The following is a 20,018-nucleotide window of genomic DNA, read 5'->3' on the forward strand; positions in this document are numbered from 1 at the left end:
CCCGGTTAGATGGTTTGGTTGGTGTTCGTGGCGTCGATTGCCTTAATCAATACCAGTGTTCGGTCATCATCAACAGTGCGATCACCGCGAAACAGGTCGAGTTCAACAAAAATCCGATCAGCAATTTTGTCCACTGTAAGATCAGCTGACTGTCGCAGGATATCGCACAGGCGCCGGGTACCGAATATTTCGCCGGCGAAGTTATGGGTTTCCCAGATGCCGTCGGTGCTTATCAGCAATATGTCGCCGGGATTAAAATGAATAGCCGGCTCCATTGCATAGTCACTGGCGGCGATGATGCCTAAAGGGATACCGGAACTTTGCAGTTCTTCAATCTCTTCGCCGGTTGGTTGTGAGCGATAGAGGAATACCGGAGCCTGACCGGCAGAAACCCAGTTTAGAGTACGCTGTTCAGGGTCCAGTGCTCCGAAGAACAGGGTCATAAAGCTTGAATCATCGGTAGAGCGAGACAACTGTCGGTTAATTTCCGCCGCCATGCCGGGCAGATCGTCACTGTAGTAATTAATCAGGGTGTGCAGCGCACCACGCGCGCTGGCCATCACCAGGGCTGAACCGATACCATGCCCGGAGACATCGCCAACCACCACCCCCAGCGACTTATTCTCAGCCTCTTGTAAGGGGATAAAATCATAATAATCGCCGCCGGTTTCGTCACAGTAACGGCTGACCCCGATCAGTTCAAAGTTGGTGTAGCGCGGGGTGGTACGGGGCAATAGCTGCTGTTGGATTTCCTTGGCCAGCTCGAGGGATTGCTTGAGCTTATCGCGCTCTTTGAGGCGACTTCCAAGGCCGTTGAATATTTCTCCGAGGTTTTGCAGTTCGTCGTTGGTGCGGATATCGACCCGCGTATCAAACTTTCCCCGGGTGAGTTGTTGTGCGGCTGTTGCCAACTGGGTAATCGGATCGGTGACGCGGCGGGCGTGCCGCAGGGCCAGCAGTACTGCGGCAAGTACCGCAACCAGGGTCAACAGGGCGCTGAAGGAAAGTCCGAGGGTGATCTGCCGGTTAACGGCCTGGCGAGCTCGTGCCGCCGGGGCAATGACCTGATCATAAGGAACCATCACCAGCGGAAAAGGAGAGGCGTCGCGATTGACGCCATAGGCAAACAGCATCTCCTCGCCGGCATATTCGACCTTTCTGACAGCAGAGCGCCCTTGCTGTAAATCACGTGCTACCGGTTCAAGCTGCGGGTCTGACAGATCAATAAACTCCGGCGTCAAAGGCAATGACCAGTCGCGGACAACGCCGTTGTCGCTGTTGGTCAGAAGAATTTCAAGTTGTCTGGTCGGATCGCTTCCATTGCTGTCGAAGCGCATGATCATGCTTCTGGTGACCCCATGCCACTGGGGAGGGATATTCCAGTCGGTGAAGAGTTTGCGGTAATCAATGTCCAGGGCCGTGACCCCGAGCAATTCATCCTTATCATCATAAACAGGCTGGGCCAGGGTCAGAATCAGGGAACCGGTGGTGACATCGGTCAAGACCTGTTGCACTGTCCCGCCATTGATAACGGCCTGCTGGTACCATTGGCGCCGGCGGGGATCATAGTCCGCCGGATATCCGCCCTTGCCGGGATAGCTCGAATGAACTCCGCTGGTCAGTGCCGTGTATTGCCACAGAAACAGATCCGGCTCGATCTGTTGCAAAGAGCGGTAAATCCGGGTCATGTCGGCCATCCTCTGGAGTTGCTCAGCGACCTCGGCAGGGTCGGTATCAGCCACCAGATAAAAGACCTGATGATCCCAGGAAACCGCCATCGGTTTTAACGAGCCGTCCGGAGCACGGCGCAAATGAAGAGGTGAGGGACTCAGGTCGGCCGGTTGCCTGAGCGGATGATCAAAATCTCCGGCCAGATAGACCGGGGTGTGAAGTCTGGGTCGGGGCGCAATAAAGGCCTGTCTCACCGCCTGGGCCTGGGCCTGTAGAGTAAAGCGTGCCATGGAATGGTCACGACTTAAAATGCGGCCATAATCATCGACCAGCACATGCAGCAGATTGACAGCGTTATCGTTGATCAGGGTATGGGTATCATCGGCCAGCTTGTTACCATAGTAGGTCACCAGGTTGCGCTGTGCGAGAAAACTCAGCCCCAGGGGGAGCAGGGTGATCGTCAGTAGCAAGAGCAGCAGTTTGGTGCGAAAATTCATGGTCTGGACACCTTTGTCGCCAAGCTTTCGGGTTTTGTTCCTGCCAACAGATCAGTACAGTATACAGGCTTATTCCTTGAGCCAGTTGGAAATCTTAGTCTCTTCCGCCAACCAGGCAGGTGAAAGGCGGGTGCTTAAAAATGATTTTAACAGACTGTCGAACATTTGCTCACCTTCCAGTACCGCCGCCATTTTAGTCAGAAAGGCTGCCTCTGCTTCTGCTGCCGGATCACTGTCCGGATCTTTTTCCGGGCGCAGCATCGGCGTGAGGAAGTTCCCGAAGGAAAAACGCTCACCTTTAAGGGTCAGCTTCCAGGCGCGCTCTTCGTCCTGACGCAGATGGATAGTTGCCTCTTCAATCTGCTTTCCTTGATTTAGAGCAGCCTTGACCTCGAGGAAATGATCCTGCGGGCCGGCAACAACAATCTTCTGTATCCCCTCCTGGCCACCGCCCACCAGCACCAGGCGGTTATCGAGAAAAGCATGGAAGGGTTGCTGCTCGAGCAATGGGCCGGACACGTTGACGCCATAAAGGGAGTCTGAGTTGAGGGTGCGGAAAAAAAGCCAATAGAAAAAATCACTGCCCAGCCAACGATTGGCCTCGATAAGTTCGAGGGTGCTGTCAGTTTGTGCCAGGTTGGCTTTGCCGAGGGATTCGTGCAACTCTTCCGGCAGTACCCGTGCGGCTCGCTCCAGCGGCGGCATGAGCTGCAGGCGCAGGCCGGGGAAGGTCTGGTGAAAAAGACTCTGGAAGCTGTCAAGGGTGTTTTTTCCCAACGAACAGAAGCGGATCAGTTGTAGATTTGTGTCCCAGACCAGATTGGTCACCGCAGGGGCCGGCAGGGTGCGGGCGAGAAGGACTTCGCGGGCCTGATCGCGCAACTGTTCACGCTGAGACTTAGGGACCCGTTGATAGGTTGGGTGCGTTGCCAGAAACTGCCCGCATAAATGGCCAAAGTGGCGCTTGAGAAGTGCTCCCGGCACACGTCGGCGATCCTGGCGCAGGCTGAAACAGAGATACTGATCGCGACGCAGGCCTAGGGGAGAGGTGAATTCGCCGTCGTCATCATCATCAAGGGCGACCCAGCCGGTTGCCAGCTCTTCCGCCGAGTGTTCGATGGAACGGAAGCCTTCAGCCGCAAGTTTACTGCGGATCAGATCATCATTGTCGTGAAACTTTTCGGCATTTTTGACCTGGAAATAACAAATGCTGGTAGAGGCAGATAAGAAGCCCATGAAAAATCCTTTAGTGAATTGAGAAAAAAACGGCTATGTCATCCGTACCGGATGATTGTCAATAAAACCGGAATTTGGCACTGGTCAGGAGTGATAATAATAGTACTGACCGCTGCTGCCTTTACGGAATTTGCGGTTGTGTTCGGCAAGTTGGCCAAGCAGATTGTGAAGTGTGTCGCGGTCAAGCAGTCCCTGTTCGACAAAATATTCCCCCAATTGCTGCTGACGCGTGCGTTGGTAATAGAGCAGGGTACGAACTTGCTGTGCAGTGAGCAGGCCCAGCTGCTCGGCTTTCTCACCAAAGCGCAGGGGTTTGCCGCGGTGAGTAATGATCTGCCGGATGTGATAATCGTTCAGCCAGCCCCAGCGCTTGGCAATGTCACCAATCTGTGGACGCTGGCGGCGCTGGCAGGTGATAGCTGAAATCAGTTCTTTAAAGGGGACGATACCCAGGTAATAGAGGAACAGGCCGAATTGCAGCGGGTAAGGAGGCAGTCCGAGATGTGGTTGATGATTCCTGCTGTTGTGATACCTGGCGGGCGAAGCAGCAGGCCGTTGCCGGGTTGCAGGGGCGGTCCAGATCAACAGGTTGTTTTGCCGGAGTTTGATAAAATGCTGGATCGTTTGATGGGCCTGATTGAGATCCTGAAACCGGTGATGTTGTTTTTTTCTGATGTCTGCGGCGGCAACAGCAAAGCGATCAGGGTGAATTTCTTTTGCCTGACGGCGGTAGGCCGAACGCACACCGGAAGGCTGGAGATAATCGAGAAAATTGCGATTGACCTGAAGTTCAGGCCCGAAGAGGGTGCGGCAGGCACGGTAGACTTCGTTTTCGCAGAGTTGTGACATGACGTTGGTCCGATAGGTCAGGCAGTCAAGATAACAGGTCCGGATTTGAAACTTTTATAGCTTAGGCTTTCTGCCAAAACAAGAGTCCTTGCATCAAACCCGGGTTAAAAGTTTCACTGTTTGCTTCTTTTAATAAAAGTATCGATGCGATCCTGATCTTCTTTGAGAATATTGATAAAGCGCATTCCGGTGGTTGCTGCCTCTTCGCCGATCATGCAACTCCAGACAACTTCAGCTATGCTACAGACCGGCGGTTTGCTGTCATCAAGATGAACCAGAATCAGGCACAGATCACCCTGATTGGCTGCCGGTTTCATCGCAAAACAAATCCCGCCGGCGCTGATATTGACGCGACAGGAGCGGAATCCCTGGAAAATCAGCGGTGCTTCCGGGCCATAGAGAACGTTGAGGTTTTTTTTCCAGATGTCACGCATCGCCGGCAACGTCTTTGCGCCGCGACTGAAACGAATGCCTAAATCACAATCGATGCGTTCTTTGACGCGGCGCTGGAACAGCGACATGTCATAGTTGAGCACAATGACAAATTGTTTGTCGCTTAGTTTTTTTTCAAGACGACCGCTGACGCGGGCACCCATTCCCATGACATCAGTGGTGACTTCTATAACCGTGTCGGGCGAGATAGCGTAGTGCTCAAGCACCTCATTGCCATAGGGGGAGTTGACGATCAACTGGTTGCCCTCTACCCCCGCCACAGAAGCAATCAGCAGCTCAGTACGCCTGGTAGCTGACGACTGGTCGTCCTGCCGCTGCACCACGAGGTGCTGATCGGTTTTGAAGTAACGTTTGAAATTCATCAATATTTCCGTTTGCCCGTTCTGGTTCTGACGGCTGATATGTCCTCCCATATTACATAAAAAAGGCCATGGGGAGTACGTATTTCTCTTTTTTCAATCGTTGCGGGTTGTTACAGTCTGTGTCCATCTGCGCTGGAGTTTTAGCTGCTGTTCCGGAGAAAGGTTTGATCATGAAAGATTCACCAAGAGATTGCTTTGCGGTAACGCCTCCCGGCCTCGAAGCCACCTGTTTTCAGGAGCTTGTCAGATTGGGATTATCGCCCCAGGAGCCGGTAACGGGTGGGGTCGGTTTCAGCGGTGGGGTGCGTGATATCTACCTGGCCAACCTCTGGTTGCGCAGCGCAAATCGTATCCTGGTGCGGCTGGGGACCCTGACTGCCCGCGATTTCCCGACCCTCTATCAGCGCCTGGTGCGCCTGCCCTGGGGGCGCTATATCAAGCCGGAGACAGCATGCGCGGTACGGGCGACCAGTCAGCGTTCACGCTTATCTCATAGCGGGCGCATCGTCGAGGTGTGCCGGGAAGCGATCAGCAAAGCGTTAGGATCGTCAGTGGTGGGCGCCGGCCCGACGCAGATGGTCTTGCTACGGGTCAGTGATGACCAGGTCGAGGTCTCTATCGACAGTTCCGGCGATCACCTGCATCGGCGTGGTTATCGCCAGGCACGCAGCGCCGCACCCCTGCGTGAGAATCTGGCAGCGGCGGCCTTGTTGAGCTGTGGTTACGACGGTTCATTGCCTCTGGTCGATATGATGACCGGCTCCGGTACCTTTGCGATTGAGGCGGGGTTGATCGCCGCGAACAAGGCTCCCGGAGCCGGCCGCGATTTTTCATTTATGCTCTGGCCGAAGTACCGTGAGCAATTGTGGTGTGAGTTGTTGAGCGAGGCAAAAAAGGGTGAACGTGATAGTGGTTTCGCTCTGATCAAAGGTGTCGACAATAATCCCAGGGCGATAACCGCGGCGCATGCCAATCTTGCCCGTGCAGGCCTAAGTGCCGGCATAGAGATCAGTCTCGGGAAATTGCAGGACCTGGTGCCGGCAGGCGCGCGCGGATTGTTGATCGGTAATCCACCTTATGGCGCCAGACTGGGAGGCCGTGCAGATCTGCGGCCGTTTTATCGTGACATTGAATATTTATGTGGCGAGGTTTTTACGAGCTGGACGTGTGCCCTGCTGTGTCCTGCAGCTGTTGCCGGACAACTGAGAAAGCTGAAACTCGATCCGTTGCTGGGTTTCTCCCATGGGGGCATCCGGGTTTCTCTCTATGTTAGAGAACCGGGCAAATCTTCTTGACTTGCCGGGGCTTAAGAGTGTATAAGTCCCACCTCTTGCACCAGCAACAAGCTTCTGCAAAGACTCGGAAGAAAGTGGGGTGATTGTTAGTGGAAATCACTGTTATCGACGGCAACGTCGAAAAGGCGATTAAAGTCCTGAAGCGCAAACTGCAACAGGAAGGGCTTTTCCGTGAAATGAAACAGCGCAAGTTTTACGAAAAACCCAGTATCAAACGTAAGCGCAAAGAGAAGGAAGCCCAGCGTCGACTGCGCAAAAAGATGCGCGCCATCAAGCGGTTTGCCTGATCGGTCGAGACGTTAAAACACTCCTTTAGCAAGATAAAAAGCGAAGAATCCTTTCAACGGGTTCTTCGCTTTTTTTATTCCGAGCACCTTGACAGTCAGTCATGGCGAAGTTATATTCTTACTTCGTAATAATTCTTGTTTGTTCCGGAGGTTTTCAATTATGAGGATTTTTGCCGGCGGCCGATTCCAGTGGAAAAATTTCTGCTGTGAATGAAACCGTCCGTGAAAATGGTACAATTCGGATTGTGTGTGCTGAATGATTTTTGCAATGCAACATCAAAAAAAATCATTCATTAATTTTGTTATTATCAACCCATCTAACAAAGGAGAGGTGAATGAGCGAATTAAAGTGTCCGGTTACCGGTAAGGTTGGCAGCACCGTAGCAGGTCAAGGGCCAACCAATCGCGACTGGTGGCCCAATCAGTTGAACCTGGGGATCCTGCACCAGCATGCTCCGGCGTCCAATCCCATGGGGCCTGACTTCAATTATGCCGAAGAATTCAGCAAACTGGATCTGGCTGCGGTCAAGAAGGATCTGGTTGCGCTGATGACTGATTCGCAGGAATGGTGGCCGGCTGACTGGGGACATTATGGTGGACTGATGATCCGTATGGCCTGGCACAGTGCCGGAACTTACCGCAGTGGTGACGGGCGTGGCGGTGGCAGTACCGGAAACCAGCGTTTTGCCCCGGTTAACAGCTGGCCGGATAACGGCAACCTCGATAAGGCGCGGCGCCTGTTGTGGCCGATCAAGCAGAAGTATGGCAACAAGATTTCCTGGGCGGACCTGATTATCCTGGCGGGTAACTGTGCACTCGAATCAATGGGCTTCAAAACCTTTGGCTTTGGTGGTGGCCGTGAGGATATCTGGCAGCCGGAAGAGGATATCTACTGGGGTTCCGAGGCCGAATGGCTGGGCGACAAACGTTACAGCGATGGTCGTAAGCTGGAAAATCCCTTGGCGGCAGTGCAGATGGGACTGATTTACGTCAACCCCGAAGGCCCCAATGGCAACCCGGATCCGGTGGCTTCCGGGAAGGATGTTCGTGAAACTTTCGCCCGCATGGGCATGGACGATGAGGAAACCGTTGCCTTGACAGCCGGTGGCCATACCTTCGGTAAGTGTCATGGTGCCGGCGACCCCAAGCATGTTGGTCCTGAGCCGGAGGCCGCTCCCCTTGAGGAACAGGGGCTGGGTTGGAAAAACAGCTTTGGTAGTGGCAAGGGTGGCGATACCATCACCAGTGGTATTGAGGGCGCCTGGAAGCCCAATCCCACCACCTGGGATAATGGCTATTTTGATACTCTTTTTGGTCATGAATGGGAACTGGTCAAGAGTCCTGCCGGTGCCTATCAGTGGCTGGCCAAGGATGTTAAAGATGAGAATATGGTCCAGGACGCCCATGATCCGTCTAAAAAACGTCGGCCAATGATGACGACTGCGGATCTGTCCATGCGTTTTGATCCGATTTATGAGCCGATCTCCCGGCGCTTTCACAAGGATCCGGAAGCCTTTGCCGATGCCTTTGCTCGTGCCTGGTTTAAGTTGACCCATCGTGACATGGGCCCCAAAGCGCGTTATCTGGGTTCCGAGGTTCCCGCTGAAGATCTGATCTGGCAGGATCCGATTCCCGCCGCCGATCATCCATTGGTTGATGCCGCAGACGTTGCTGCTTTGAAAGCAAAAATCCTCGCTAGCGGTCTTTCCGTTGCCGAGATGGTTGCTGCTGCCTGGGCGTCTGCTTCGACCTACCGCGACTCCGACAAGCGTGGTGGTGCTAATGGTGCGCGCGTTCGTCTGGCTCCGCAGAAAGACTGGAAAGTTAATAAGTCTGCGCAGGTGGCCAAGGTGCTGAGTGTTCTGGAAAAAGTTCAGCAGGACTTCAACGCAGCTCAGTCTGGCGGCAAGAAAGTATCCCTTGCTGACCTGATCGTGCTGGCTGGTGGTGTTGCTGTTGAGGTGGCGGCCAAGGCGGGTGGATTCGCCATAGAGGTCCCTTTTACTCCGGGGCGCACTGACGCCAGTCAGGAACAAACCGATCTGGAATCCTTCAGCTTCCTTGAGCCGGAGGCGGACGGTTTCCGAAACTATCAGAAAACCGTCTACACGGTGCCGGCTGAGCAGATGCTGGTAGACAAGGCTCAGCTACTGACCTTGAGCGCACCGGAAATGACGGTCCTTGTTGGTGGTCTGCGCCTGCTCGGTGCCAATGCCGATCAGTCACAGCATGGCGTGTTTACCAAGCAACCAGGTGCCCTGAGCAACGACTTCTTTGTCAACCTGATTGACATGGGCACGGTATGGAAGCCGGTATCAGAAGCTGGTGATGTGTTTGAAGGACGCGACCGTAAAACCGGCGATCTTAAATGGACCGGTACCCGCGTCGATCTGGTCTTCGGCTCCAACTCGCAACTGCGTGCCCTGGCGGAGGTTTACGCCCAGGCCGACACCAAAGAAAAATTCGTGAAGGATTTTGTTGCTGCCTGGACCAAGGTGATGAATCTGGATCGGTTTGATCTGAAGTAGATTTGAGATTTGTCAGTTGCAGGTCAAATTAATAGCGCGGGGTTACCGATAGTCGGTGCCCCGCGCTTTTTTTGCTGAGGTCAACATCAAGGTCGTTAGGCCATGAGCTGTGATTGAAGGCTGAACTATTCAATATCAAGGATCTCACGTAATCATGTGTTAGAGCATTCGGGACAAATCGGCAAAATCAACAGATCAGGAGCAATTGTTTTTCGCAGGGTTCTTCAGGTATGCGAGTAATGGTTTTATCCCTATGATCGCCAATACGGCGGTCGCGACGGCAAACCCAAGTAGTGTCCCCCACATTACACCGTATAGAGGGTAAACCAAAGATACCGTCAGGGCGTAGGCAATAACGGACCAAAGCCCGTATGGGAAGTTTCCGAGAATGCTCTGTGCTGTCTCGGGCCCATATTCCCGGTGCAGCAAAAACACCAGCGGATAAAGGGCCACAGGAAAAGCCGAGAAGATACCGGCCCAGCCCGGACCGACGATGTCAGCGAACTCGGTGACGATAAGAACGAGTGACGCCGTGAACATCAGTCGACCAGCAACCAGACGGGCTGACCATGTCTGGGGCGCAACCATCTGTTTAACCTTATTATTGCGAAACAGGATGCAAAATACAGTCGTGGCACTGCTGGCGATGACCAACGCGGTCAGCCTCGTCGGATTTATTTGACTAACCACGAGGGCCGGCAACAGATATCCTGTCAGAGCCAGGATTGAGGTCATAAAAAGCGCTGCGGTTCGTTGTGAAACACGGTAATAGGTATAGGCAAAGCACTGCGACGCGAGTAGTCCACAGAGGTTGAATATTGCAGCGTCAGCTGCGAATTGGGCGCCGTACTCCAGACCGTAAAAATGCAAGATGATGGCGGTACCGATTGGATAACCGGATAACAGGCCAGCCAGTCGGACACTGATCTTTTCGGCAATAAACGAAAGACCGAGAACCGCCAGTATGGTGATGCCGATTTTATAGAGCAGCAATGCGGTCATGGCAGGACCTCTAAGCGGTTACAAATTCGATCTTGGAGAGTAACATAGCCTTGACTTATTTCAGCATGATTTGATCATACCGGAGAGCTTTTCGATTCCTCGCGGTATATCCTCAATAGTGATTCCTCCGAAACCAAGGATCAACTTATTGTTTTTTGGTTCGCCCGATATGGAGAAGTCTGAAAAAGGCAAAAGCCGACAGCCACATTGCTGCGCCTGATCTATGAAAACTGCTTCATCCTCCAAGCTTTTGGCCAGCTCCAGAACGATATGAAGGCCGGCCCCCTGGCCGATTATTTTTGCTTTGTCCCCAAAATACTGCCCGATTGCTTGGAGTGTTATTCCATGTTTCTTCTTATAAAATATTCGCGCACGACGGATGTGTTGCTCCCAGTGGCCCCGTTCCATGAAAATAGTCATAGCCCGCTGCGACAGCAGGGAAACTTGTGACAAATGGTTTCTGAATATGCGTTGGTAGTTACCTGAGAAGGAGCGCGGGAGAACCATATAGCTCAATCGTAATGCCGGAGAAAAAACCTTTGAAAATGTCCCTTGATAGATAATATTGCTGTCAGGAGACAGCCCTTGTAACGATGGGATGGGCTTGCCGATATATCGAAGTTCACTGTCATAATCGTCTTCAATAATGATTCCATTCCTGCTTTTTGCCCACGAGATGAGTTTCATTCGGTCGGCCACTGGCATGACATGGCCCAGGGGCATCTGATGTGATGGCGTGACGTAGACTGCAGCGTCAGAAAGTGCGTTGAGCTCATGGATGGCAAGTCCTTTGAGACCAACATCAATAGGTATTATGGTGAAACCATGGCTTTGAAATAACTCCTTCGGCAGACAATAGCCGGGATTCTCAAATACCACCTCTTTATGACTGTCCTTGAGGAGTTGAGCCACGATGTGCAATCCCTGCTGTAAGCCTGAGCAAATGACGATCTGATCTGGAGAACAGAGAACACCACGTGAGTGCTCCAGGTAAAATTGAATATTGCAACGCAGCCCCCATTCGCCCTGCGGGTCATTGTAATGGGAAAAGTCCTCAACCTTTGCGCGGAGAGCGTCAAGGAGGCATTTTCGCCAGAGTGCTGTCGGAAATATTACCGGATCAAGGCGGGCCGGATGAAAATCATAGGGATAACTCTCAACGAGTTTAGGATGAAGGTCCTGTTTCCGTTGAACAATTTGAGAAGTTACCGCGAATTGCTTGTCAATATCGGAGATGAAATATCCACTGCGGGGTTTACTGTAAATATAGCCCTCAGCGCGTAGCTCTTGAAAAGCGCTTTCGACGGTATTCCTGCTGGTTGTCAGTTCTTCAGCCAGGCCAAGAATTGAGGGCAACTTAAAATGCGCAGGTAAGGTTCCGGTAAGGATTTTCTCACGGATTTGCTGGAAGAGTTGTCTGTAAAGTGGCGTGGTATCGCTGCTGTTCAGTGTAAACATAATCAACCTGACCCCATCATTTATTTCTAATCTATACCTTCTTTAGGGGTCAAAAATCAAATATACTCTTTTTTGTCTACTAAAACATTTCAACACTAAACGTCAAGGAGACGGACATGATTGCAGAAAAATTACTTGAGATCCTGAAAAAGGATGGTGTTGTTTCAATTGCCACGCTTGGCGAGGATGGCCTTCATATGGTCAACACCTGGAACAGCTACGTCAGCATCTCACCGGCAGGACGCTTTTTAATTCCTGCGGGTTATATGCAGAAGACAGAGGAAAACATTAAGATTAATCCTGAGGTTGCGATCACGACGGCGAGCAGTAAAGTTCAGGGGCTGCATGGAGCTGGTGCGGGGTTTTTGATTAAAGGGAAAGCCGAATTTTTAACGGCAGGGCCGGATTATGATATCTTGAAGGAAAAATTTAGCTGGCTCAGGGCAACGCTTGCCGTCACAATTGATTCCGCAGTCCAGACCTGGTAGCAGGCAGCAGCCCGGAGTATGGTCAGTTTTACAGTCTCTCGTGTTTAGGGGTATTGTTGATGGATATTACGGAAAAAATCCTGGAAGTTATGCGTGCTGCAGGGCAACCACTCAATGCTGGAAAAATTGCTGAAATCGGGGGATTTGATCACAAGGCGGTGGACACAGCCATGGCGCTATTAAAAAAAGACGAAAAGATTGTTTCACCAAAGCGCTGCTTCTGGACACCGGCATAAGCGCTCGAACACGTTCTCAACCAAGTCACGTATTAATATAATACCCTGCAACCCATAATCTTTCGTATTTTGCAGGGTAATAGGGTCAAAGGTCGAATTTCGCATGGGATTCGACCTTTTTTCTATCATATCAAAAGTTATTCCAGCTCTTAAGAAAAGATGAAATCGGCAATGGCAACGGAGTCGCACAATTAAATCAGAATAAAAGCGTAGTCCGTTGCGCCCATCGAATACCCGAGCTGTTGCCATTTCCCCTGATATTAAGGGCCCGGTTTTGCCAACGCACTGATTTTGGCCGCAAGAACAAAGTCACTTTCTGTCAGCCCGTCAATCTTGTGTGTCCAGATCCGTACAATGACAAGACCCCATGTCAATGTGATTTCCGGGTGGTGGTTTTCATGTTCGGCGACTTCACCGATGGCATTGGTAAAGGCCAAAGCCTGCTTGAAGTTCCCGAAGTTAAAGGTGCACATCAAATGATGCCCAGTTTCAACCGACCACTCCGGCGAGAGTTGGCCTGCCAGGGCATCTATTTCGTTTCCGGTTAAAGGCGGGATCCCGCCCTTGCAAGGAATGCAGCTCCTTTCAGCAAGATTGCTGGTTTCTATCATTGACTCCTCCTTATTCGGTTGGAGTTTTTGTAGGCAGCTTTTGCAAAGGATAAAGGCTATCAAATCGCGAGCTGATAGCCTTTGCTATTTAAAAAGTCGATGATTTGAATCATTTGCTCAACCGTCTTAGGGTCTGCTTCGACTCCCGGATGACGCACTTTTGTCGATGTGAAAATCCCCATCCGCTGCAATAAATGTTTACGCAATGAAATGCCGACAGCCGGTTGAAATTCCCAGCGGGTCAAGGGGAGAAAATCATAAAACAGCTGCCTGGCCGCATCCCAATCTCCCGCCTCGGTGTAATCAAACAGTTGAACCAGTAACTCAGCATAAACAAAACCGGTCATGATTCCTGTTGCTCCCAGTTGCAGCTCTTCCAGGGCGTAGTTTCCCCCCAGGGCACCGAAAACTTTGAGCGGTTTGCCGACGGTCTTTTGCAGTGCCTGCATTTTCATCCCGGTGGGCGGATCCTCCAGTTTAATATATTGAATGTGCTCTGCAGTGCTGAACATATCCGTAATCAGTTCCACCGACATGGTGATACCGGTCACCGCGGGATAATCGTGAATCACACAAGGTATCTGCGCTGCAGCGGAGACCTGCTGATAGTATTCGAGTAGTGGTTTGTCTTTCTGGATTCCATGCGGCCCCAGCAGCAGGGCGTTCGCGCCCAGGTCACGAGCTTTTTGCGCCTGAAGCCGGGCTGGATCGGTTGCCGGTGCCCGGGTGCCGACAACAAGATGCATATCGCCGGGCATATGTTTGCGAAAAAATTTGATTATTTCGGAACGCTCGCTGTCAGTCAATTTGGGGCCTTCACCGAGGGCACCCATAATGGCCAGCCCGTGCACCTTTTTCTTGGCCATGCAATCCACGAGTCGCTCAATGCTGGCGTAATCAACCTCCCCGTTATCCAGAAACGGGGTCGGGACAATCGGGTAAATTCCTTTCAGGTTCATAGGGGCCTCCGGTATGGATAGGAAATTGTCAGAATGGGGAGCTAAAGGTTGCCCTGACAATGACCATATTATCAGTTTTTGCTCAATCGCTAGCAACATCTTTGACATCCCGTCGCAAATCAAGCTTTTACCGGTCGTTTGAAGCCTCAATCAGGTTCCGGTCGGGATCTCGAAAAAACTGACTTGAGCGGATAAGAAGCTCCGGTTATGCGTCCGCCTGGCCAAAAGGGTATAAAATGAAAAGCCTCAAGTGCAATCTGCCGTTTCATCGGATATTTATGTAAGCATTAAAAAGAATGGAGAGGATTTTGGCGGGAAATATGGTAGAGTTTCTAAATAGATTCGGAAGTCCCGAATAGTAAAATTTATTCTACAACCAAGGAGGAAGACAATGAAAAAAATGATCAATAGTGTTTTGGTGGCTGCCATGGTGTTGGCTCTGGCTGGTTGTGCCACGCAGTATACTCTGGCCCCGGAAGATGAAAAGTTGATGCAAGACGCCCTGGCTGCGTCGCAGGCGGTAGCTGCTTCGGCACAGCAGGCGCAAGCTGCTGCAACCAAGGCTGAAAACGCTGCCACCAGGGCTGAAAACGCTGCGGCAAAATGTGAAAAATCCGTCGCTCTTTGTGACGCTGCTGCGAGTTCAGCTCAGATCAGTGCCGACCGCGCTGAAGCAGCTGCCGATAAAGCCGCCAAGGCATTTGAGCTAAGCCAGCAGAAATAAATATCTCGGTCAACAGGTTGATAACAACAAAAAGCCCCGGTTCTCCGGGGCTTTTTGTTGTTATCGGGGCGCATTTTGCGGCGTTGTCACAAGCTGCGGTACGCCAGTGCGCTGCTGAAGGATGAGGCGTACCTGCTGCCAGTCGATATCGGCCTGGGGGGCAATAAGGTCACGTTGTCGCAGGACTTCCGCTATGGGGGCCTCTACCCTGTAGGCCGGATCGGGGTGGGCTTCGAGATACAGTTGTCCCTCCTGGTGTCCCAGTTTAATCGGCTGATCTATAATCGTTACCGCCATACCGATGTGCACGCGCTCAAAGAGCAGCTGGATATGTTCAGGGTAGAGGCGGATACAGCCACTACTGACCTGACGACCTATACCAAAAGGGCGATTGGTTCCGTGCAGACCGATGTGCTCCTGGGAAAGACCAATCCAGTAATTACCCAGGGGGTTGTCCGGTCCGGGTGGAATCACTGCCGGCAGCTCCGGATGTTCAGCGCGCAAACTCGGCGGTGGCGTCCAGCTGGGATTGGCAATCATGGTGACCACCCGATTATTGCCGGTCGGCGTGTCGCGGCCTTCGCGGCCGATGCCGATGGGAAAGACACTTGTCAGGGTCTGTTGCCGCCCTTCGCGGATCAGGTACAGTCGCTGTTCAGCCAGGTTGATGGTGATCCCCGGTTGCGCCTGATACGGGATGATGGCCGCGCGGGGAATCAGGAGATCGCGCTCAACCGGCGGTCGCCAGGGATCGATGGTGGGGTTGGCATTGATGAGGGTGCCGTAGCCAATGCCATGCCGGCGCGCCAATTCAATCAGGGTGTCGCCGGGTTGAATCAGCTGATAAAAATTCTCGCCTACCAGGGTGTCGGGTTTAAGAGCGGCACCGCTTGACGATAAGGTCATGAGTAGTAGCGCGAGCACCGGAAGTACTGTTTTTGTAAGTTTTTTTAAGGTCATAAGTAGCTTCTTGTAAGTGCTCCGTTAACGGCAATGCTGCAGGAGCTGATTTTTTAAGCATGGCGTCGTATCAGAAATAGGGTGAGAGCCCCTGTACAATCTGTTCAAAAGGACGAATTTCCTCCAGCAGGCTTACGATATCACAGCTGTTGTCCCCATTGGCAATTGTTGCCAGGGCGGCAAAATAATCGTGCGTCTGGGTTGGGGTCAGGGTGAAGCTGCCGACCTGGGCCCGTTCGATAGCGATCTTGCCGCCACCGGGCATTTTTATTTCGCGAAATGGATGGCGATAGGACAGTGCTGTCCCAACCCTGGTTTCCGCATAGTCGAGCTGAACACATGGATGATAGTCATGCGCACAGATCAGCGGCCACAGAGATGCGGAAAAGAAAATCTGGTCGCCACCTGGGGTACGCGTCCACAAGGCTGGATCCTGATCGGACAACCGGGCGATGACGGATTGCAGAGGTTGTGGTGCAGACTTGATGGAGCAGCTGCGCAGATAGCCGGCGCTGGTTAGCTGCTCATGGCTTTTGCCCATATCCATGGCTCCGCGCGCGCGGGCAGCGATCTTCTGGTAGCGGTTCTTATAGACAAAGGAGCAGTAGTTTATCGGCAGTTGCAGGCGCTCATCGCGGGCATAGTTCAGCAATTCCAGGGCCGTCAGTTCGGATTCGAGAACGGTAATTTTTTCACCATGAAGATAGCTAAAGGGGCGTTTTTTGAAATGACGATAGTTATGGTTTGTCAAACGTAGCTGATGGAGATTGAGAAAGTTGATACCGCCGTCAGCTATCTTTTTCAAGGAGTTTTTGAGACGCTGTATTTCCTCCGGCACCGCCGGGATCTCAATGGTCACCGTCGGAATCAGCCCCACCGCGAGCATGGCCTGGTCGAGGGAATAATCAAGAGCGCCGATATCAAAGCGAATCTCATCGAGCCCGCAATCACGCAGGCGGGCGAGAATATCCCGGCTCACGAGGCTGCCATTGGTGTAGATCCAGCTGTGGATCTTGTCGCCGAAGTGTTTTTTGACAGTTAACAGATAGTCAAGGGATCGCTCCAGAGTCAGCAAGGGCTCGCCACCGGACAGGCTGAAGCCACGAAACCCAAAATGCTTCAGATAGGTCAGATAGTGATCGGCTGAAACAAAGCTGAGATTGTTGGTTGTCGGTTCACCGATGTCATCCTGTGAACTGGGGCAGTAAAAACAGCTCAGGTTGCAGCGGCCGTTGACAAAGAGGCAGGACCATGAACCTTCGATGCACAGACGACAACCGGGAGATAATGGTCCCATATGGGGTTTGGTTCCATGGCAGCTGGAAAATCCCCCTCCTTGTATTAGTTTCGTGATCAAGTCATGGCGCTGCTGCTCTGCTTCGGTGACCTGGCGGGGCTGAACAAAATTCAGGTCAGGGTAGATATCTGAATAGTCTTGCTGATTCTGATGGATGAACCGGTTTTTGCTGTTGTCGCTTAACGCCAGGGCCATGAGGGTGCTCCGCTACAGGGTTTGAAAGATGAGCATAAGTAGCTGAAGCCTCGCGCTAAAACAATTAAAAAATGATGTCATCGTGCGGATTTCCGCTACTGATTCTCGTCTTTCGCTTTTTGTCTATCTGTGGAATAATGCAAAAATTTCGTTCTTGCCAAAAGGTCACCCATGTCCGACAAGGTTCAACGTCTCTATCTGGTTGATGGTTCTTCCTATATTTACCGAGCCTACTTCGCTATCCGCCATCTCTCCAACTCAAAGGGTGAGGCAACCAACGCCATTTACGGTTTTACCACCATGTTGCTGACGTTGCTGCGGCAGGAACAGCCCGACCATATTGCGGTGATTTTTGACAGCAAGGGTCCAACCTTTCGCAAGGATCTTTATCCCGACTATAAGGCCAACCGCAGCGCCATGCCGGAGGATCTGGTACCGCAGATCCCGGTCATCAAGGAGGTGGTAGCGGCGTTTCGCATGCCGGCGCTGGAGCTCCAGGGCTTTGAGGCCGATGATATTATCGCTACCCTGGCACGTCGTTATGCCGCCCAGGGGCTTGAGGTAACGGTGGTAACCGGCGACAAGGATCTGATGCAGATTGTCGATGAGCGTATTCGTCTGCTCGATACCATGAAGGGGAAGGTGTCAGGGCGCGGGGAGGTGATTGAGCGCTTCGGTGTTCCACCGGAGCAGGTCCTCGAGGTGCTTGGCCTGGCAGGAGACAGTTCCGATAATATCCCCGGGGTGCCCGGTATCGGTGAAAAAACCGCCAGTGCTCTGATTCAGGAGTTCGGCAGTATCGATAACCTGCTGGCTAACATCGATCAGGTCAAGGGCAAAAAGCGTCAGGAGAATCTGCGTGAATTTGCTGAGCAGGCACGTCTGTCGCGCCGCCTGGCGGCTCTGGTTGAAGATCTTGATCTGGAGGTCGAACTGGATCAGCTGCTGCTGGAAGAACCGGATGCCGATGTGCTGCGAGCGCTGCTCAAGCGCCTGGAATTTAATAAACTGCTCACTGATCTGCCGGCCCTTAAGAGTCAGCCGGCAGCAGATTCATCTGCCGATTATCGCATGGTTGTCAGCGAGGCGGAGCTGGATAGCTTGATTGCCGAGCTGAAAAAAGTCGATACCTTCGCCCTTGATACTGAAACCACCAGTTTGACGGCGGTTCAGGCCGATCTGGTCGGTCTGTCTTTTGCCGTACGGGCAGACGCCGGCTGGTATGTGCCGGTGGGCCACCATTATCTGGGGGTGCCTGAGCAGTTGCCGTTGCAGCTCGTCATCGAAAAACTTAAACCGCTGTTGGAAGATCCAGAGATTCGGAAAATTGGTCAGAACATCAAATACGATGCCCTGGTGTTACGCCGTGCCGGTATAGAGCTTGCGGGTATCAGTACCGATACCATGATTCTGTCGTACCTGACCCACCCGGAGGCCAAATCCCACGGCCTCGATGCCCTTGCTCTTGCCCATTTGAATTATCGCACCGTGCCCTATAGCGAGGTCGCCGGCACGGGCAAAAAACAGATCTGTTTCAGTGAGGTTGATGTCTCCAGGGCGACCCGCTATGCGGCGGAAGATGCTGACATCACCTGGCGCCTGGCGGACAAGCTGATGCCGGAGCTTAAGGACGAGGCGAGCCGTAAACTCTTTACCGAGGTCGAGATGCCGCTGGTCAATGTCCTCACGCGTATGGAATGGGCCGGTATCCGCATTGACGCTGATTTTCTCGGTACCCTCTCGGCGGAGATGGGTGAACGCCTCCAGACCCTGGAGGAACAGATTCATCAGTTGGCCGGCGGCGCTTTTAATATCAACTCACCCAAGCAACTGGGAGAAGTGTTGTTTGAACGCCTGGGACTGGCCAAGGGCAAAAAAACCAAGAGCGGCTGGTCGACCAACGTCGAGGTGCTGCAGGGACTGGCCGATCAACACGACATTGCTGCACGCATTCTTGACTATCGTTCAGTCAGTAAACTCAAAAGCACCTATACCGATGCCCTGCCGCGCCTGCTCAATCCCGCCAGCGGGCGCTTGCATACTTCCTTTAATCAGGCCGTGACGGCGACCGGGCGGCTTTCGTCGAGCGATCCCAATCTGCAGAACATCCCGATCCGGACCCCCGAAGGACGGCGGATTCGTGAAGCCTTCATTCCGCAGGAAGGCTGGGTGCTGCTGGCGGCAGACTATTCGCAGGTGGAGTTGCGGGTGATGGCGCACATGGCCGATGTGGCTGACTTAAAGCAGAGTTTTGCCGCTGGTGAGGACATTCACCGCCGCACCGCTTCGGAAATTTTCAACGTGTTTCCGGAAATGGTGACGCCCGAGATGCGGCGGCAGGCCAAAACCATCAACTTCGGCGTGCTGTATGGCATGGGGGCCTTCAGTCTGGCAAAGGATCTGGGGATCGGTCGCGCCCAGGCCCAGGAGTTTATTGATCAATACTTTCTGCGTTACCCGGCGGTGCTTGAGTTTCTCGAAGAAAAAAAGGCCCAGGCCCGCGAACATCAGTATGTCACCACCCTGCTCGGGCGGCGCTGTGCCATTCCGGAGATTAACAGCAGTAACGGCGCGGTGCGCAGCTATGCTGAACGCAACGCCATTAACTATCCGATTCAGGGCAGTGCTGCCGATATTATCAAGGTCGCCATGGTGAATATCGACCGGCGCTTGCGTAGCGAGGATTTGCAGACCCGAATGTTGCTGCAGGTTCATGATGAGCTGGTGTTTGAGGCCCCGGAAGAAGAGCAGGAATACGTCGCGGCATTGGTTCGCCACGAAATGGAAAAGGCGGTCGCTCTTGATTTGCCGCTGCAGGTAGATTTGGGAACGGGTAAAAACTGGGCGCAAGCCCATTAAGAATATGGGCTGTCGCCCAGCTATAGCAGAATCTTAAGGAGATTATATTTG

17 protein-coding genes are annotated in these 20,018 nt (G+C 52.7%); 7 read left to right on the forward strand and 10 right to left on the reverse strand.

Annotated features, from left to right (window positions below):
* Positions 1-5: 5 nt before the first annotated feature.
* The 4 genes from AC1931_RS08765 to AC1931_RS08780 all read right to left on the reverse strand — a co-directional run bounded on the left by AC1931_RS08765 (position 6) and on the right by AC1931_RS08780 (position 5,068).
* On the reverse strand, positions 6-2,168 hold the full coding sequence (locus AC1931_RS08765) for a SpoIIE family protein phosphatase (protein ID WP_483876871.1): 2,163 nt from the start codon (positions 2,166-2,168) through the stop codon (positions 6-8).
* Between the two features lie 69 nt (positions 2,169-2,237).
* Positions 2,238-3,404 carry a recombination-associated protein RdgC gene (gene rdgC / locus AC1931_RS08770; RefSeq protein ID WP_483876872.1) on the reverse strand — a complete coding sequence of 389 codons (1,167 nt, stop codon included), beginning with the start codon at positions 3,402-3,404 and terminating at the stop codon, positions 2,238-2,240.
* Between the two features lie 84 nt (positions 3,405-3,488).
* Positions 3,489-4,253 carry a hypothetical protein gene (locus tag AC1931_RS08775; protein WP_483876873.1) on the reverse strand — a complete coding sequence of 255 codons (765 nt, stop codon included), beginning with the start codon at positions 4,251-4,253 and terminating at the stop codon, positions 3,489-3,491.
* A 113-nt stretch (positions 4,254-4,366) separates the two neighbouring features.
* Positions 4,367-5,068, reverse strand: a complete 702-nt coding sequence (locus AC1931_RS08780; protein WP_483876874.1) for a PilZ domain-containing protein — start codon at positions 5,066-5,068, stop codon at positions 4,367-4,369.
* A 170-nt stretch (positions 5,069-5,238) separates the two neighbouring features.
* On the opposite strand from AC1931_RS08780, the gene AC1931_RS08785 reads away from it, so the two are divergent.
* The 3 genes from AC1931_RS08785 (at position 5,239) to katG (ending at position 9,178) form a co-directional block, all read left to right on the forward strand.
* Entirely contained in the window at positions 5,239-6,363 is a 1,125-nt protein-coding gene (locus AC1931_RS08785) for a THUMP domain-containing class I SAM-dependent RNA methyltransferase (protein ID WP_483876875.1), read from the forward strand.
* Between the two features lie 89 nt (positions 6,364-6,452).
* Entirely contained in the window at positions 6,453-6,650 is a 198-nt protein-coding gene (rpsU, locus tag AC1931_RS08790; protein ID WP_191153948.1) for a 30S ribosomal protein S21, read from the forward strand.
* A 335-nt stretch (positions 6,651-6,985) separates the two neighbouring features.
* Positions 6,986-9,178 (forward strand): catalase/peroxidase HPI, encoded by a 2,193-nt coding sequence (gene katG / locus AC1931_RS08795; RefSeq protein ID WP_483876876.1) that lies wholly within the window; start codon positions 6,986-6,988, stop codon positions 9,176-9,178.
* Between the two features lie 195 nt (positions 9,179-9,373).
* Here katG and AC1931_RS08800 read toward each other — a convergent pair whose 3' ends face one another.
* A complete protein-coding gene (locus AC1931_RS08800; RefSeq protein WP_483876877.1) occupies positions 9,374-10,180 on the reverse strand; it encodes a hypothetical protein in 807 nt (268 codons plus the stop codon).
* A gap of 60 nt (positions 10,181-10,240) precedes the next feature.
* Positions 10,241-11,638: a MocR-like pyridoxine biosynthesis transcription factor PdxR gene (pdxR, locus tag AC1931_RS08805; RefSeq protein ID WP_483876878.1), complete on the reverse strand. Its 1,398-nt coding sequence runs from the start codon at positions 11,636-11,638 to the stop codon at positions 10,241-10,243.
* 116 nt (positions 11,639-11,754) lie between these two features.
* Between pdxR and AC1931_RS08810 the strand changes: the two genes are divergently transcribed.
* Together AC1931_RS08810 and AC1931_RS08815 are read left to right on the forward strand one after the other, a co-directional pair.
* Complete coding sequence (locus AC1931_RS08810) at positions 11,755-12,126, forward strand: pyridoxamine 5'-phosphate oxidase family protein (RefSeq protein ID WP_483876879.1); 372 nt, start codon at positions 11,755-11,757, stop codon at positions 12,124-12,126.
* Between the two features lie 59 nt (positions 12,127-12,185).
* Positions 12,186-12,362 (forward strand): hypothetical protein, encoded by a 177-nt coding sequence (locus AC1931_RS08815; protein ID WP_483876880.1) that lies wholly within the window; start codon positions 12,186-12,188, stop codon positions 12,360-12,362.
* 260 nt (positions 12,363-12,622) lie between these two features.
* Here AC1931_RS08815 and AC1931_RS08820 read toward each other — a convergent pair whose 3' ends face one another.
* Together AC1931_RS08820 and AC1931_RS08825 are read right to left on the reverse strand one after the other, a co-directional pair.
* Entirely contained in the window at positions 12,623-12,973 is a 351-nt protein-coding gene (locus tag AC1931_RS08820) for a 4a-hydroxytetrahydrobiopterin dehydratase (protein ID WP_483876881.1), read from the reverse strand.
* 59 nt (positions 12,974-13,032) lie between these two features.
* On the reverse strand, positions 13,033-13,932 hold the full coding sequence (locus AC1931_RS08825) for a dihydrodipicolinate synthase family protein (protein WP_483876882.1): 900 nt from the start codon (positions 13,930-13,932) through the stop codon (positions 13,033-13,035).
* A 391-nt stretch (positions 13,933-14,323) separates the two neighbouring features.
* Between AC1931_RS08825 and AC1931_RS08830 the strand changes: the two genes are divergently transcribed.
* On the forward strand, positions 14,324-14,656 hold the full coding sequence (locus AC1931_RS08830) for a YgdI/YgdR family lipoprotein (RefSeq protein ID WP_483876883.1): 333 nt from the start codon (positions 14,324-14,326) through the stop codon (positions 14,654-14,656).
* A gap of 60 nt (positions 14,657-14,716) precedes the next feature.
* Here AC1931_RS08830 and AC1931_RS08835 read toward each other — a convergent pair whose 3' ends face one another.
* Positions 14,717-15,616 (reverse strand): L,D-transpeptidase family protein, encoded by a 900-nt coding sequence (locus AC1931_RS08835; protein ID WP_483876884.1) that lies wholly within the window; start codon positions 15,614-15,616, stop codon positions 14,717-14,719.
* Positions 15,617-15,686: 70 nt separating this feature from the next.
* The gene (locus tag AC1931_RS08840; RefSeq protein ID WP_483876885.1) at positions 15,687-17,108 is read right to left on the reverse strand and encodes a radical SAM protein; all 1,422 of its coding nucleotides are present in this window, start codon (positions 17,106-17,108) and stop codon (positions 15,687-15,689) included.
* A gap of 171 nt (positions 17,109-17,279) precedes the next feature.
* On the opposite strand from AC1931_RS08840, the gene polA reads away from it, so the two are divergent.
* On the forward strand, positions 17,280-19,967 hold the full coding sequence (polA, locus tag AC1931_RS08845) for a DNA polymerase I (protein ID WP_483876886.1): 2,688 nt from the start codon (positions 17,280-17,282) through the stop codon (positions 19,965-19,967).
* Positions 19,968-20,018: the final 51 nt, after the last annotated feature.

It is taken from the genome of Pelovirga sp. C15f, from assembly GCF_057178085.1.